This is a genomic window from Acrocarpospora catenulata (genome assembly GCF_018476525.1).
GTDB lineage: Bacteria > Actinomycetota > Actinomycetes > Streptosporangiales > Streptosporangiaceae > Acrocarpospora > Acrocarpospora catenulata.
Window position 1 is genome coordinate 22,493 of sequence record NZ_JAHCST010000020.1, and the last position, 13,692, is coordinate 36,184.

Genomic DNA, 13,692 nt, shown 5'->3' on the forward strand with positions numbered 1-13,692 from the left:
CTAGCGAGTGCCCGTGATCCGCCCGAGACCGGTCTCACCAATTGGACTAGACCAGTGTGCCCGCGCTAGGCGGGCCGGGAGACCGCCGCGATCAGCTCGGGAAGCCGCCGGAAGCCCACCTGACTCGCCACCCGCCGCCCGCCCCAGGCCACCGCCAGCCCGTACGGCACGGCGAGCGCGCTCACCCACAGCATGCCGAAGAGCACCGGCAGCAGCAGGGGCAGCACGAGCAACCCCGTGCCGAGCAGCGCGCCGAACGAGCCCACGAACGCCTGCCCGCCCTGCCCTGGCGCGGCCGAGCTGAACGCGTTCATCCGCTCCGGATAGGTGTAGGGCATGCTCACGCTGAGCAGCGCCCCCACCCCGAGGGAGACCCCCAGCACTCCCCAGGCCACCAGCGCGGCGGGAATCGCCCAGACCACGTTCCCGGCCAGCGCGCCCGCCGCCACGGCCACCACGGTCAGCAGCGGCACCCCGATCACCGTGGTGGCCAGCTGCCGACCGGCCAGGTCGGTGCGGAGATCCCGGGGCCGCCCGAAGGCGACCGCGTTCATCCACAGGGAGCGACCGTCGATGCCGAACACGTTGGCGGCCTGGATGCCGATCATGCCGGCCGCGATGGCGACCGGGCCGACGGCCAGCGGCAGGCCCTGCCAGCCTTGCGGGCTGCGGAGCGTGAACAGCAGGATCCCGCTGACCGCGATGGCGGTGAACCAGATCACCCGGCCGCGCGGCTCCCGCCGGGCGTACCTGAGCTCCTTGGCCAGCACGGCGCCGAGCGGGCCCTCCGGCAGCAGGCGGCCCAGGCGGGAGCGGCGGACCGCGGCGGCCTGGCCGGTCGTGTCGGGCCGGACCAGCGCGGCCCGCAGGGCGAGGATCCAGAGCCAGCCGAGCAGCAGCACGGTCGCCGCCACCGTGGCCAGCTCCAGCAGGCCGGTCAGGCCGCCGTCGGCGATGGCGTGCGCGGCCATGCCGGGCGGGGCCCAGCGCAGCACGGCGGCGGGCGCGGCCACCGCCTCCAGCGGGTCGGCGGGCAGGCCGTCCCTGAGCAGCAGGTTGGGCAGCTGGGTGAGCACCACCACCAGCACCGCCGCGACGCCAAGCAGGTCCCGCCCGCGGCGGCTGCGCAGCGCGCCGGACAGGGCGGTGGTGACCAGCCGGGAGGTGACCAGGCAGAGCGCGAACTGCAGCGGCACCGCGACCAGGCCGAGCAGCACACCGCCTGGCCCGGTGGCCAGCCCGGCCACCGCGCCGAACAGCGCGACCAGCGAGGCCAGCGGCCAGACGCCGGTGGCCGAGGCGGCGAACAGGCCGGTGGCCAACTGACGGGTGGTCAGCGGGAAGAGCGAGAGACGGCCCGGGTCGAGGGTCTCGTCCAGGCCGAAGGCGAGCAGCGGGACCACGATCCAGGCGATCGTGAACGCGGTGAACTGCATGACGACCAGGTCGACGGCCAGGTCGTGGGGCACCAGCCGGACCAGGGAGAAGCTGAGGAAGCCGAAGGACGCGCAGATCACGGCGGCCAGCAGCGAGAAGCCGAAGCCGAGCTGGCGGACCAGGTCGCCGCGGAGGTTCCCGACGATCAGGCGGAGTTTGAGCCGGACGAACAGGCCGATCATCGCGACCCCAGCCAGGAGAGCCCCTCGCCGTCCCCGTGCCCGCGGGCCCCGACCAGCTCAAGGAACGCCTCGTTCAGGCTGCGGCCCTGGCGGACCTCCTCCACCGGGCCCTGGGCCACGATCTGGCCCCGGCTCATCACCGAGACCCAGTCGCAGAGCCGTTCCACCAGGTCCATCACATGGCTGGAGAAGATCACCGTGGAGCCGGAGGCGGTGTACCTGCGGAGCACCTCCACCAGGGTGTTGGCGCTCACCGGATCCACCCCCTCGAACGGCTCGTCCAGGAAGAGCACGCCCGGGTTGTGCAGCAGCGCGGCGGCCAGGCCGATCTTCTTCCGCATGCCGGTGGAGTAGTCCACCACCAGCTTGTCCTGCGCCTCGGTGAGATCCATCACACCGAGCAGTTCCCCGGCCCGCCGTTCCACCTCGGCCCTGGGGATGCCGCGCAGCTGGCCGTTGTAGAGCAGGAGCTCCCGCCCAGAGAGGCGTTCGAAGAGGCGCAGGCCCTCGGGGAGCACGCCGATCCTGGACTTGACGTTGACGGGGTCGGCCCAGACGTCGAAGCCCGCCACGGTGATGGTCCCGGCGTCCGGCCTGAGCAGGCCGGTGGCCATGGAGAGGGTGGTGGTCTTGCCGGCTCCGTTGGGGCCGACCAGACCCGCGAAGCTGCCCTTCGGCACCACCAGATCCACCCCGGCCACCGCCAGTTGCGATCCGAAACTCTTGACCAGCCCCCGGGTGCGCACCGCCTCGTCCATGCCCTCAGAACGAACGAACCTCCGGTGAAGTTGCGGTACTACGGGATACCAGCCGGTTGATCACCCAGAGCAACGTGCCCGCTCCGAGCAGCGCCAGGGCCCGCAGGTAGACCGCGCCGTCCCGGCCGGTGACGGGGAGCGCCAGCACCAGGCAGGCCACCGCGCCCAGCACCGGCGCCCAGGTCGGCGCCCGGAAGTGCGGGTGCGGCACGGCGTCCCGCCTGAGCACCAGGACCGACACGTTGACCAGCGTGAACACGCAGAGCAGCAGGAGCACCGTGGTGTCGGCCAGGCCGCCCACGTCGCCGGTGGCCACCAGGACCGCGGCGACTCCCACGGTGCACAGGATGGCCACCCAGGGGGTCGCGCGGGTGGGGTGCACGGCGCCGAAGAGCGGTGGAATGATCTTCTCGCGGGCCATGCCGTACACCAGCCGGGAGGCCATCAGCATGTTGATCAGGGCCGAGTTGCCCACCGCGAGCAGGGCGATCAGCGCGAACAGCTTGGGCGGGAAGGCCAGCCCGGCCACCTTGACCACTTCAAGGAGCGGGCCGGTGGAGGTGGCCAGGGTGGCGGTGTCCACCAGCATGGTGGCCGTGAAGGCGACCGCCAGGTAGATCAGCCCGGCCACGGCCAGGCCGCCGAAGAGCGCCCAGGGGAAGTCGCGGTGCGGGTCGGTGGCCTCCTCGGCCAGGTTCACCGAGTCCTCGAAGCCGAGCAGCGCGTAGAAGGCCAGCGCGGTGCCGCCGAGCACGCCCAGGAAGGCGCCGTTGGCCGGGTGGAACTCCAGCGCCCGGGCTGGCTCGCCGTCGCCGGTCAGCAGCGCGAACACCCCGATGGCGATGATGACCAGCAGGCCGAACGCCTCGACCAGGGTGAGCACCACGTTGACCCGGACGGACTCGGAGATGCCGGCGAAGTTCACCAGGCTGATCAGGGCCAGGAAGATCAGCGCGCCGAGCACGGTGGGCAGCGAGACGAACTCGGCCAGGTACTGCCCGCCGAACGCGCGGGCGGCGGCGCCGGCCGAGGTGATGCCGCTCATCATCACCGCGAAGGCCACGATGAAGGTGACGAACGGGATGGCGAACGCCTTGTTGGCGTAGAGCGCGGCCCCGGCCGCCTGCGGATACTTGCCGACCAGCTCCGCGTACGCCGTGGCGGTGAGGGCGGCCAGCACGAAGGCGGCCAGGAACGGGACCCACAGGGCGCCGCCGACGTGCCCGGCCACCTTCCCTGCCAGCGCGTAGATGCCCGCCCCGAGGATGTCGCCGATCACGAAGAGCAACAGCACGCGGCGGCCGATGACCTTACGCAGACCGTGCGTTTGGCCGTGCGCTTGCCCCTGCTTGAGACCCGGTTCACCCATGCGCGCACCCGTACCCCGGGCCGCGCCCGCCACTCCGGGCACCCTGGCCTGGGGTCACTGGTTTGTCCCTGGTTATCTTGGCTGAATGACGGCTGAGAGTCTCCCTGAGATCGACATCCACACCACCGCAGGAAAGATCGCTGACCTGGAGCGACGCCTGTATGAGGCGGTCCACGCGGGATCCGCGCGAGCGGTGGAGAAGCAGCACGCCAAGGGCAAGATGACCGCCCGAGAACGGCTTGTCGCCTTCCTCGACGAGGGCTCCTTCGTGGAGTTCGACGGGCTGGCCCGGCACCGTTCCACCAACTTCGGCCTGGAGCGCGAGCGCCCGTACGGCGACGGCGTGGTCACCGGGCACGGGACCGTGGACGGGCGGCCGGTGGCCGTCTTCGCGCAGGACTTCACGGTGTTCGGCGGCTCGCTGGGCGAGGTCTTCGGGGAGAAGATCGTCAAGGTGATGGACCACGCGCTGAAGACCGGCTGCCCGGTCGTGGGCATCAACGACTCCGGCGGCGCCCGGATTCAGGAGGGCGTGGTCAGCCTCGGCCTGTACGCGGAGATCTTCAAGCGGAACGTGCACGCCTCGGGCGTGATCCCGCAGATCTCGTTGATCATGGGCCCGTGCGCGGGTGGCGCGGTCTACTCCCCCGCCCTGACCGACTTCGTCCTGATGGTTCAGGAAAAATCGCACATGTTCATCACCGGCCCGGACGTGATCAAGACGGTCACCGGGGAAGAGGTGACCTTCGAGGAGCTCGGCGGGGCGCACACCCACAACTCCCGGTCAGGGGTGGCCCACTACGAGGCCGCCGACGAGGAGGACTGCCTGGCCTTCGCCCGGGCGCTGCTGTCCTACCTGCCGTCCAACAACCTGGACGAGCCGCCCGTCTACCCGGTCGACCCCGCGCTCGACCCGGTGCCGGAGCTGGACACGGTGATCCCCGACTCGGCCAACCAGCCCTACGACATGCACGCGGTGCTGGGGCACGTGCTCGACGACGGGGAGTTCCTGGAGGTGCACGCGGCGTTCGCGCCCAACATCCTGGTGGGGTTCGGGCGGGTGGAGGGCCGCTCGGTGGGCGTGGTGGCCAACCAGCCGCTGAGTTTCGCCGGCACCCTCGACATCGCCGCCTCCGAAAAGGCCGCACGATTCGTCCGGACTTGCGATGCTTTCAATATCCCTGTACTCACATTTGTAGATGTACCGGGATTCCTTCCTGGAACGGATCAGGAATGGAACGGCATCATCCGGCGGGGGGCGAAACTCCTCTACGCCTACGCGGAGGCCACGGTCCCCCTGGTCACCGTGATCACCCGGAAGGCGTACGGCGGGGCGTACGACGTCATGGGCTCCAAGCACCTGGGCGCGGACGTCAACCTGGCCTGGCCGACCGCGCAGATCGCGGTGATGGGCGCGCAGGGCGCGGTGAACATCCTCTACCGGCGGGAGCTCACCACCGCCACCGACCCGGACGCGGCCCGCGCCGGATTCGTCGCCGAGTACGAGGACACGCTGGCCAACCCGTACCTGGCGGCCGAGCGCGGCTACGTGGACGCGGTGATCCGGCCCTCCGACACGCGGGCCCAGGTGGTCCTGGCGCTGCGCGCACTGCGCAACAAGAGGGCTTCGCTGCCGCCCAAGAAGCATGGGAACATCCCCCTGTGACCCAGCTTCGGATCGTTCGCGGGGACGCCTCCCCCGAAGAGATCGCCGCCCTGGTGGTCGCCCTCGCCGCGGCCACCGCACCGGGCAGCACGGCGGAGACCGCGGTGGAGACCGGCGCCTGGCTGCGTTCGGCGCGACGGCCGCGCGGCTCCGCGGTCTCGGGCCGGGCCTGGCAGACGGGCCCCGGAGCCTGGCGGACGAGCGCGTTGCCGGATTAGCGTCGGATTAGATCCGCCGAACCGGGTGTCAAGTGGCCCAAGAGTTGGGAGTATCTACAAAAGGGCAGTATCACCCTCAGCGAAAACAACATGGAGACGAGGCCTGGAGGACAAGATGGCCATCCCGGACCTCGCAGTGCACAGCATGGGAGCCAACAAATACGCGGTACTTGTCGACGTCGGATACCTCTACGCGGCGGCCGGGGAGGTCCTCCTGTCCGCCAAAGAGCGTAAGGAGTACCGGGTCGCGGCCGACGAGCTGATCCAGTCGCTGCAGAAGCACGCGCTGGAGCGTATTCCGGGCGAACTGCTGCGGGTCTACTGGTACGACGCCGCACGCGACCGGGTGCCCACCGTGGACCAGCGCGTGATCGCCCAGCTCCCCTGGGTGAAGGTGCGGCTTGGCAACCTGAACGCGCGCGGCCAGCAGAAGGGCGTGGACGCGCAGATCCGCAGCGACCTGGAAGCACTGGCCCGCCATCACGCGGTCAGCGACACCGTGCTGATCGCGGGCGACGAGGACATGGTGCCCGCCGTGGAGGCGGCACAGGCATATGGTGTCCGCGTACACCTGTGGGGCGTGGAACCGCCGTTCGGAACGAACCAAGCCGAGCGACTGGTGTGGGAATCCGACACAGTGGAGATCCTCACCGCGGATTTCCTGCGTCCCTACTTCAACCGGGCGCCGATCCCGGTGACCGTGCCCCCGCCGCCGTCACCCGCCCAGGTGTTCGCCGCCCGGGCGGCGAAACCGGTGCCGCCCAAGCCGACGCACGGTGCGGCCAGCCCCAAACTGGGGCCCAGCCGGCCCCGGGTCGAGGAGGTGGGCGAGCACGTCGCCCAGAAATGGATCCTCACCCGCGGCCGCGACAACATCCGGGACCTGCTGCCCGGGCCCATCCTGCCCACCGTCATCGACACCGAGCTGCTGATCGAGGCGGAGAAGGAGCTGGGACACTCGCTGCGGCCCTATCCCGAGGCACGGGTCTGGCTGCGGGACGGGTTCTGGGCGCGGGTGTACCGGGAGTTCGACCTGGGGGTGGGCGTCTCCAGCAAGTGACCTTGGGGTACGGGGGTTCCTAGAGGTCACGGTCAGGTCCGATTTCCGCCAGCACGGGGGATTGAGCAGGGCATAGCGTGTTCCCATGAGCACGCGGGAGGAGCTCGACTTCGAGCGCTGTTACCTGGCCCTGACGGCCCGGGACGCGCGGTTCGACGGGCGGTTCTACACAGCCGTGACCTCGACCGGGATCTACTGCCGGCCGATCTGCCCGGCCCGCACCCCGGCCCGGCGGAACGTGCGCTTCTACGCCCACGCGGCCGCCGCCGAGGCGGCCGGGTTCCGGCCGTGCCGCAGGTGCCGCCCCGAGCTGAGCCCGGGGTCGCCGGGCTGGGACGTACGGGCCGACCTGGTCGGACGGGCGCTCCGGCTGATCGACGACGGGGTCGCCGACGACCTCGGGGTGGCCGGTCTCGCCCGGCGGCTGCACGTGACCGAGCGGCACCTGCGCCGCCTGTTCACCACCGAGGTCGGCACCGGGCCGCTCGCGGTGGCCCGGACCCGGCGGCTGCTGCTGGCCAAACAGTTGCTCACCGAGACGCCGCTGCCGGTCACCGAGGTGGCCTTCGCGGCGGGGTTCGGCAGCGTGCGGCAGTTCAACGCGGCCATGAAGGAGTCGTACGGGTTCGCGCCCGGCGACCTCCGCAAGGCCGTGGGGCCGCTCCGCTCGGCCGCCGGGCCTTCGGAGCCGCAGGGGCTGACCCTGCGGCTGGGGTACCGGGAGCCGTACGACGCGGAGTCGTTGCTGCGGTTCCTGGCGTCCCGGGCGATTCCGGGCGTGGAGAGCGTCGCCCAGGACGGGGACGCGGTGCTGAGCTACAGCCGGGTGATTCCCGGCGGGACGCTCACGCTGGCGCCCGCGGCCGGGCATGTGCGGCTGACCGTCCAGGTCGACGACATGCGGAGACTGGCCAGGATCGTGGCACGGTGCCGGCGGCTGCTCGACCTGGACGCCGACCCGGACGCGATCGAGTCGGTGCTGGGGCCGACCGCGCTGGGACCGCTGGTGGCCAAGCGGCCGGGGCTGCGGGTGCCGGGGGCGTTCGACGCCTTCGAACTGGTGGTCCGGGCCGTCGTGGGACAGCAGGTCTCGGTGGCCGGCGCGCGTACCCTGCTCGGGCGGATCTGCGCCGGGGGCGCCTTCCCCACGGCCGGTGAGCTCGCCGAGCGGGACCTGTCCGGGATCGGGCTGACCAACCGGCGCATCACCACGCTGCGCGCGGTCGCCACCGCCGTGGCCGGTGGGGACATCGACCTGGACGGCGGCGACCCCGCAGAGACGGCCGCAGCGCTGCTGGAGATCCCCGGCATCGGGCCCTGGACGGTCGGCTACATCGCGCTGCGCGCCCTGCGCGACCCGGACGCCTGGCCCGGCGGCGACCTGGTGCTCCGTAAGACGATGGCCCGGCTGGCCATCCCCGAGACCGAGATCGAGCGGTGGCGGCCGTGGCGCGCCTACGCCGCCCTGCACCTGTGGAACGCGTGAGGAGATTCTTATGATCATCGCCCAGACCGTGCCCACCCCGGCGGGGCCGCTCGCCCTGCTGGCCCGCGACGGCGTCCTGGTCGCGGCCGGATTCACCGCCGACCCCCAGGTCATGTTCGACCGCCTGGCGCCCGGGCTGCGGGCACTCGGCTGGCGGGCGGGCGAGGTGCCGCAGGCCGCACTCGCCGTCGAGGACTACCTGAACGGCAAACTGGACGCGCTGGACGCGGTGCCGGTCGAGCAGCCGGGCAGCCCCACCCGGCAGCGGCTCTACGTGGCCCTGCGCGAGGTGCCCGCCGGGACCACCGTGCGTTACGCCCAGCTGGCCGAGCGGGCCGGACTGCCCCGCACGGCCGCCCGGGCGGCGGGGTCGGCCTGCGCGCAGAACCTGATCGCGCCGTTCGTGCCCTGCCATCGGGTGCTTCCCTCGACGGGCGGGTACGGCGGCTACTACTACGGGACGCCCGTGAAGGAGTGGCTGCTCCGCCACGAGTCGCTCACCGTCTGACCGCTCACTGTTTGACCGTGCTCTGCACCTCGCCCACCGGAACGTCGCGGCTCACCGTGGCCTGCACCGGGTCGAACACGAAAGGCACCACGGACTGGTCGCTGGTCACCGGCCAGACCGTGGTCACGGTGAGCGTGTAGACCTTGCGCGGCTGGTCCGCCGAGGCGCGCAGATACCGCACCCCGCAGCCGAACGTCCCGCCCTTGGTGTACGGCTGCCCGGCCGTGCCGCAGTTCTCCTTGACCTCGGCGCGGTCGGCGGTGGTGCCGGCGTCGATCTGGATGTCGTCCAGGGTCGCGGTCACCGTGGCCGACATCACGCCGGGCAGGGTGGCGGTGACCGAACGGGTGGTCTGGCCCTGGCCCTCCAGCCAGACCCAGGTGGGCAGGTTGACGTAGCTCTTGGCATCCGGGTTGAGCTGGATCTGCGGCTCCGGCACGGTGAGCGCGGCGCGGGCGAGGTCCAGCAGTTCGGTCATGGTGATCCCGGCCGGTGGGGTGTCGCCCTGGTCCACCCAGAGCGCGCCCTGCAGCGCGGTCCAGCAGGCCATGCCGTTCGGGTCGGCCGCGTTGTAGGCGGGGGACCACCAGCGGCCGGGTACGCCGATCTTCTCCTTGAACTGCTCAAGGAACTTCTGGAAATCCGCCTCGCTGCGGCCTTGGCCGGTGGCGAACCAGTACGCGCGGATGCTCTCCTGGGTCTTCAGCATGTCCTCGGCGTCGCGGCCGGGTTCGTACCAGCAGGGGCGTTTGACCCGGTAACCGTCGGCCTTCTTGCCCAGACCGGTGCCGGTGATCACGATGCTGGAGTTCTCCAGCTGCACGCCGACCGTACGGCCGGCCTGGAAACCCTTGCCGTACGGGCCGCCGGGGTTCGGGACCGCCCCGGCCGCCGGGGTCACCGGGGCCAGGGCGCACACGGTAAACGTGAGCGCCAGGGCGAGCAGCACTCTCATCGCACGCACTCCTTCGCGCGTTCGTCCGGATAGCTGGCGTGCCGGAACAGTTTGACCCGCCAGGTGCCGTCGTCCCCTCTCCGCACGGCGGCGACCTGCAGGTACGTGGAGCGTGGCGGGGTCGTCCAGTCCGGCTGGTCGGCCACCGGCGCACCGGTGGAATCCGTCACCCGGACGCCTGAGACGTCCACACACGCGTTTACTTCGGCCCCTCGGCCGTTCACCGCGGCCACCCGCAGCGAGTACAGCTTGGCGATGCCCTGGGCCGACAGGCGGTCCTTCAGAAAGCTGTCGACCCAGTCGTAGGAGTCCCGGGTGGCCGGTTCCTCGACGGAGGCCAGGTAGGACTTGTCCGTGCCCTTGGTGAGAACCGCGCGCCACTGGTCGACGAAGTTGTCGGTGAAGGCGCGGATCTTCTGGTCCTGCTTACCGCCCCACTCGATGTCCACCCGCAGGCCGGGACCCGCGGAGACCGTCTCCACCCCGGGGACGGCTCCCTGCGCCGCCGCCGTGGATTCCGCCACGGTCGTGGTCTCGGCGGTGGTTTCCGCCGGCTGGGTCGCGCCGCCGCCGGGGACGAAGTCCCGCTGCCCCTGTGTGCCACACGCGCCCAGCGCCGGGATCGCCAGGGCCAGCGCGATCGCGAGCCAGGCCCGGCGGGCGGGCGGCGTCGTGGTGTGCCGGGGCGGCGCGTGGCGCATGCGTCCTCCCGGGCGTGTGGTGACCTCTCGCGTCGCAGACGGTAACCAAGCGGGTGAGGCGGGTTCCACAGTTATGCGGGTTTTGGCATGACATATCGGGTTCATCGCGTGGGCTCCTCAGGCCAGTCGGGGAGCTCGGAGATCGGGGGCCCGGCGCCAGGTCGGGAGCAGCTCGTCGATGAGCGCCTCCGTCTCCGGCGCCATGCCGCCCCCGTACGGGTGGGAGGCCGCGCGGCGGTGCAGGGCGTCCACGACGGAGCGGAGCCGTACGTGGTCGCCGGTGGCGTGGGCGGCGCGGAGCAGGTCGCGCCAGAGGACCTCGTCGTCGGGGGCGAGCAGCAGGCCCGCCCTGGCCGCGGCCATCGCCCCGTCCGGTTCGCGGCGGCCCAGCCGGGCCTCGCAGAGCCGGTGCGCGGCGTCGGCCACCCCCGCGGTGATGTCGTACTCCAGCGAGTCGGCGGCCAGCCACGCGTACCGGTGGGTCGGCCTCGCGCTCAGCAGCGGCCCCCTGACCAGGCTGAGCGCGCGTTCCAGCGAGGCCAGATCGCCCCGGCGGGCCAGCTCCTGGAACAGGTCCCAGTCGGTACGGACCTGCGGGCTGAGCTGCAACCGCCCCGAGTCGTCCACGGAGAGGTAGGGCCTGCCCTGGGCGTCCTCCCCGAGCCACCGGGCGACCCTGGCGATCGTGGCGTCCCGGACCATGGGCTGGACCCCGCGCGGCCAGAGCACGCCGCCGAGCACCACCGGGTGCACACCGCCCGGATGGGTGGCCAGGTAGACGACCATCTCCTGGGCCAGCTCGGCCCGGCCCTCCTCCAGCGGGCGCACCGGGCCGATCTCGATCGAGCCCAGGATGCGCACCTCGATCGCCGGGGGTTCGCCGGTGCCGGGGCGGGCCGGCGGAGGCGTGTCGGTCAGCGGTTCGCCCTCGAAGCGGCCCGCCGTGCGGAACAGGTCGATGACCGCGTTGTAGTGGCGCCGGGGAAGGAGCTGGGCGTCCACGTCGAAACCGAGCGTCTCGACCACCGCGCGGCCGTCCTCGGTGAGGTCCCAGGTCCAGGTGGCGTGCGGGACCGGGCCCGCGATCACGTATCCGGTGGCGGTCCGGGTGCCCTTGCCCAGCAGGGCCAGCCTGCGGGCCTCGTCGGGGGTGGGCTGGAGTGCCGAGAGCAGGTAGTGCGGGGGGCAGGCCGGGTCCTGGGCCCGGCTGTGGACGCGGCCGGTGAGCACGTCTGACGGCTGTTGCCTGGCGCGTTCCTCCAGCTCGGGCAGGACCTCGGTGAGGCTGCCCGCGATCCGGACGCGGTCGGGGGCGATCATGCGGAGTTCCGCGCCGAAGCCGACCAGCGTGATGCGCATCTGGTCCGACCACCGGTTGGTGGCCAGCTCGACCGCCAGTGCCGAGAGGGCCGGCACCACGTTGCCGCCGGTCATGCTGATCACACCGTGCGCGGCCTCCAGGTCGATGAGCACCCGTCCGCCGCCGCCCGTGCCCAGGGAGACCAGGCCCGGGTAGGGGGCGGGGAGGTCGCTCACCGTGTGGTCCTCGATGCGGCGTGCCTCGTGCGCGGGGAGCCGCCAGACCTGGCCCTCGTCGGCCGCCTCCCACGGTTCCGGCGCGTTGTCGTCCTGTGGGTGGATCCACAGGTCCACTCCGCGGTCGGACAGGTGCACCCCATAGATCGCCGGTGGTCGGCGGCCCGCTTCGGCGAGCGACCGTCCCAGTAACCGGAGCGCGGTGTCCAGCATGCGGGTGCCCGGCGCGTCCGCGCCCAGCCGAATCGCCACCTCGGCGCTGGCCGCGTCCCCGCGCGGTCGTACCACCCGGTACCCGAACGCCCTGCGCCACAACTGCTCCCGGCGCCGCCGCCCCAGCACGGCCAGCAGCCCCGCCCCCATCAAGGTGGCTCCCGCCAGATAGTCCAGCATGTCCAGCCCGGCCGCCGCCTCCTCCGGCTCCGCCACAACCTGCCCAACTCCCTGCTGCCCGGTCCCTTGCTGCCCGGTCCCTTGTTGCCCGGTCCCTTGCTGGCCGGATCCTTGTTGCCCGGTCCCTTGCTGGCCGGATCCTTGTTGCCCGGTCCCTTGCTGGCCGGTCCCTTGCTGGCCGGTCCCTTGCTGGCCGGTCCCTTGTTGCCCGGCTCCCTGCTGGCCGGACCCTTGTTGCCCGGTGTCGGGCTGCTGGGTCGGCACTGCCGAAGGCGTCGGTATCACCGTCCGGCCGGGCCAGGACTGGCCGGGTAGGGTCACCCGAGGCTTGGTGGGCGAATCATCGACATCCCCACCCCCATCGTTTCCGGTGACATCGCTCCGGACGTCACCGTTCCCGGTCCCGCTCCGGACGTTTCCGTTTCCGTTTTCGGTTCCGGCACCGGAACGGGCGCCTGCCACCTCGCCGGTGTCCGGGCGGGTGATGTCCTGCTCCAAGCCGCCTGTCCGCGGGAGATCGGTTCTCCCCGTGTCCGGCCGGGAAGCGTCCGGTTTGGCCGTGCCCTGGTCGGCGGCAGCGCCGGGGAGGCCGTAGCCGGTCCGGCCGTCGAGTTCGGCGGGGCGGTCGGGGTGGTCCTTCAGGATTTCGCGGCGACTGTCATCGATGGGGACGACGTGGACGTTCCTCGCGTCGTCCGGCATGTCGAGAACCCAGCCGGGGCGGATCAGGTCCGCCATGTGCAGGCGGGTTCCGTCCGGCTGCTGCTTGTGCTGGTTGAGCTCGAAAATCTCGGGGTACCTACGGCCGTCTCCGAGGCACTTCTCGGCGATCTCCCAGAGGCTCTCGTGGTGACGGCCGTGCGGAGGCTGAACGACGTACACCTTCTTGACCTCGCGCGCCTGGAGGGCGGGCCGGTCCTCGGCGGGCGCCTGCACCGGCGAGGTCACCGCGGTGAGCTGCGACTGGATCGGCGGTGGCGGCGCCGCGACCCGCGCGAACGGGACCGCCACCGCGGTAGCCGTGAACAGCAGCAGCACCGCGCCGACCAGCCGGTTGGCCAGCGCCTGCGTCCCGCCCGCGAGCGGCACCCGGGCCGGGATCCCGATCCGGCGCACCCCCGCGTACACCTCGACGATGACGCACAACACCAGCTGCAACCAGGCCAGCCAGACCAGCAGCACCAGCACCGCGATGATCGTCTCGGGCCCGACCTCACTGGTGAACACATCCAGGTTGAGAAGCCCTGCCGGCACCGGCGGCCCCGCCAGCCGAAGCAACGCGTACGGCACTCCCCCGATGAGCCCGACCAGCGCCACCAGAGCCGCCAGTCCGGCGAAGACATCCCCGGCAGTGCGCCGCCGAGCGATCCTCTCCCCAGTTCCCCGGCCAACCCCACCCGCGACCCGACCCGACTCCCGCACA

11 protein-coding genes are annotated in these 13,692 nt (G+C 71.9%); 5 read left to right on the forward strand and 6 right to left on the reverse strand.

Features of this window, described 5'->3' with window-relative positions; genetic code table 11:
- Positions 1–65: 65 nt before the first annotated feature.
- From KIP79_RS21665 to KIP79_RS21675, 3 genes are read right to left on the reverse strand one after another with little or no spacing between them, the layout of a single operon-like run.
- On the reverse strand, positions 66–1,619 hold the full coding sequence (locus tag KIP79_RS21665; RefSeq protein WP_214106711.1) for a hypothetical protein: 1,554 nt from the start codon (positions 1,617–1,619) through the stop codon (positions 66–68).
- On the reverse strand, positions 1,616–2,377 hold the full coding sequence (locus tag KIP79_RS21670; RefSeq protein WP_214106712.1) for an ABC transporter ATP-binding protein: 762 nt from the start codon (positions 2,375–2,377) through the stop codon (positions 1,616–1,618). The genes KIP79_RS21665 and KIP79_RS21670 overlap by 4 nt, the downstream gene beginning before the upstream one ends.
- 4 nt (positions 2,378–2,381) lie before the next feature.
- On the reverse strand, positions 2,382–3,746 hold the full coding sequence (locus KIP79_RS21675; RefSeq protein ID WP_214106713.1) for an APC family permease: 1,365 nt from the start codon (positions 3,744–3,746) through the stop codon (positions 2,382–2,384).
- Between the two features lie 85 nt (positions 3,747–3,831).
- Here KIP79_RS21675 and KIP79_RS21680 point away from each other — a divergent pair, with 85 nt between their 5' ends.
- The 5 genes from KIP79_RS21680 to KIP79_RS21700 all read left to right on the forward strand — a co-directional run bounded on the left by KIP79_RS21680 (position 3,832) and on the right by KIP79_RS21700 (position 8,684).
- Positions 3,832–5,412 carry an acyl-CoA carboxylase subunit beta gene (locus KIP79_RS21680; RefSeq protein WP_214106714.1) on the forward strand — a complete coding sequence of 527 codons (1,581 nt, stop codon included), beginning with the start codon at positions 3,832–3,834 and terminating at the stop codon, positions 5,410–5,412.
- Positions 5,409–5,630 carry an acyl-CoA carboxylase epsilon subunit gene (locus tag KIP79_RS21685; protein ID WP_214106715.1) on the forward strand — a complete coding sequence of 74 codons (222 nt, stop codon included), beginning with the start codon at positions 5,409–5,411 and terminating at the stop codon, positions 5,628–5,630. Before KIP79_RS21680 ends, KIP79_RS21685 begins: the two co-directional genes overlap by 4 nt.
- A gap of 115 nt (positions 5,631–5,745) precedes the next feature.
- Positions 5,746–6,690, forward strand: coding sequence for an NYN domain-containing protein (locus tag KIP79_RS21690; RefSeq protein ID WP_250213601.1), 945 nt, complete (start codon positions 5,746–5,748; stop codon positions 6,688–6,690).
- An 85-nt stretch (positions 6,691–6,775) separates the two neighbouring features.
- The gene (locus tag KIP79_RS21695) at positions 6,776–8,176 is read left to right on the forward strand and encodes an AlkA N-terminal domain-containing protein (RefSeq protein ID WP_214106716.1); all 1,401 of its coding nucleotides are present in this window, start codon (positions 6,776–6,778) and stop codon (positions 8,174–8,176) included.
- Between the two features lie 10 nt (positions 8,177–8,186).
- Positions 8,187–8,684 carry a methylated-DNA--[protein]-cysteine S-methyltransferase gene (locus KIP79_RS21700; RefSeq protein ID WP_214106717.1) on the forward strand — a complete coding sequence of 166 codons (498 nt, stop codon included), beginning with the start codon at positions 8,187–8,189 and terminating at the stop codon, positions 8,682–8,684.
- Between the two features lie 4 nt (positions 8,685–8,688).
- Here the strand turns inward: KIP79_RS21700 and KIP79_RS21705 are convergent, their stop codons facing one another.
- From KIP79_RS21705 to KIP79_RS21715, 3 genes are all read right to left on the reverse strand, one after another.
- Positions 8,689–9,639 (reverse strand): hypothetical protein, encoded by a 951-nt coding sequence (locus KIP79_RS21705; protein ID WP_214106718.1) that lies wholly within the window; start codon positions 9,637–9,639, stop codon positions 8,689–8,691.
- On the reverse strand, positions 9,636–10,340 hold the full coding sequence (locus tag KIP79_RS21710; RefSeq protein WP_214106719.1) for a hypothetical protein: 705 nt from the start codon (positions 10,338–10,340) through the stop codon (positions 9,636–9,638). Before KIP79_RS21710 ends, KIP79_RS21705 begins: the two co-directional genes overlap by 4 nt.
- A 117-nt stretch (positions 10,341–10,457) precedes the next feature.
- Entirely contained in the window at positions 10,458–13,586 is a 3,129-nt protein-coding gene (locus KIP79_RS21715; protein WP_214106720.1) for a hypothetical protein, read from the reverse strand.
- Positions 13,587–13,692: the final 106 nt, after the last annotated feature.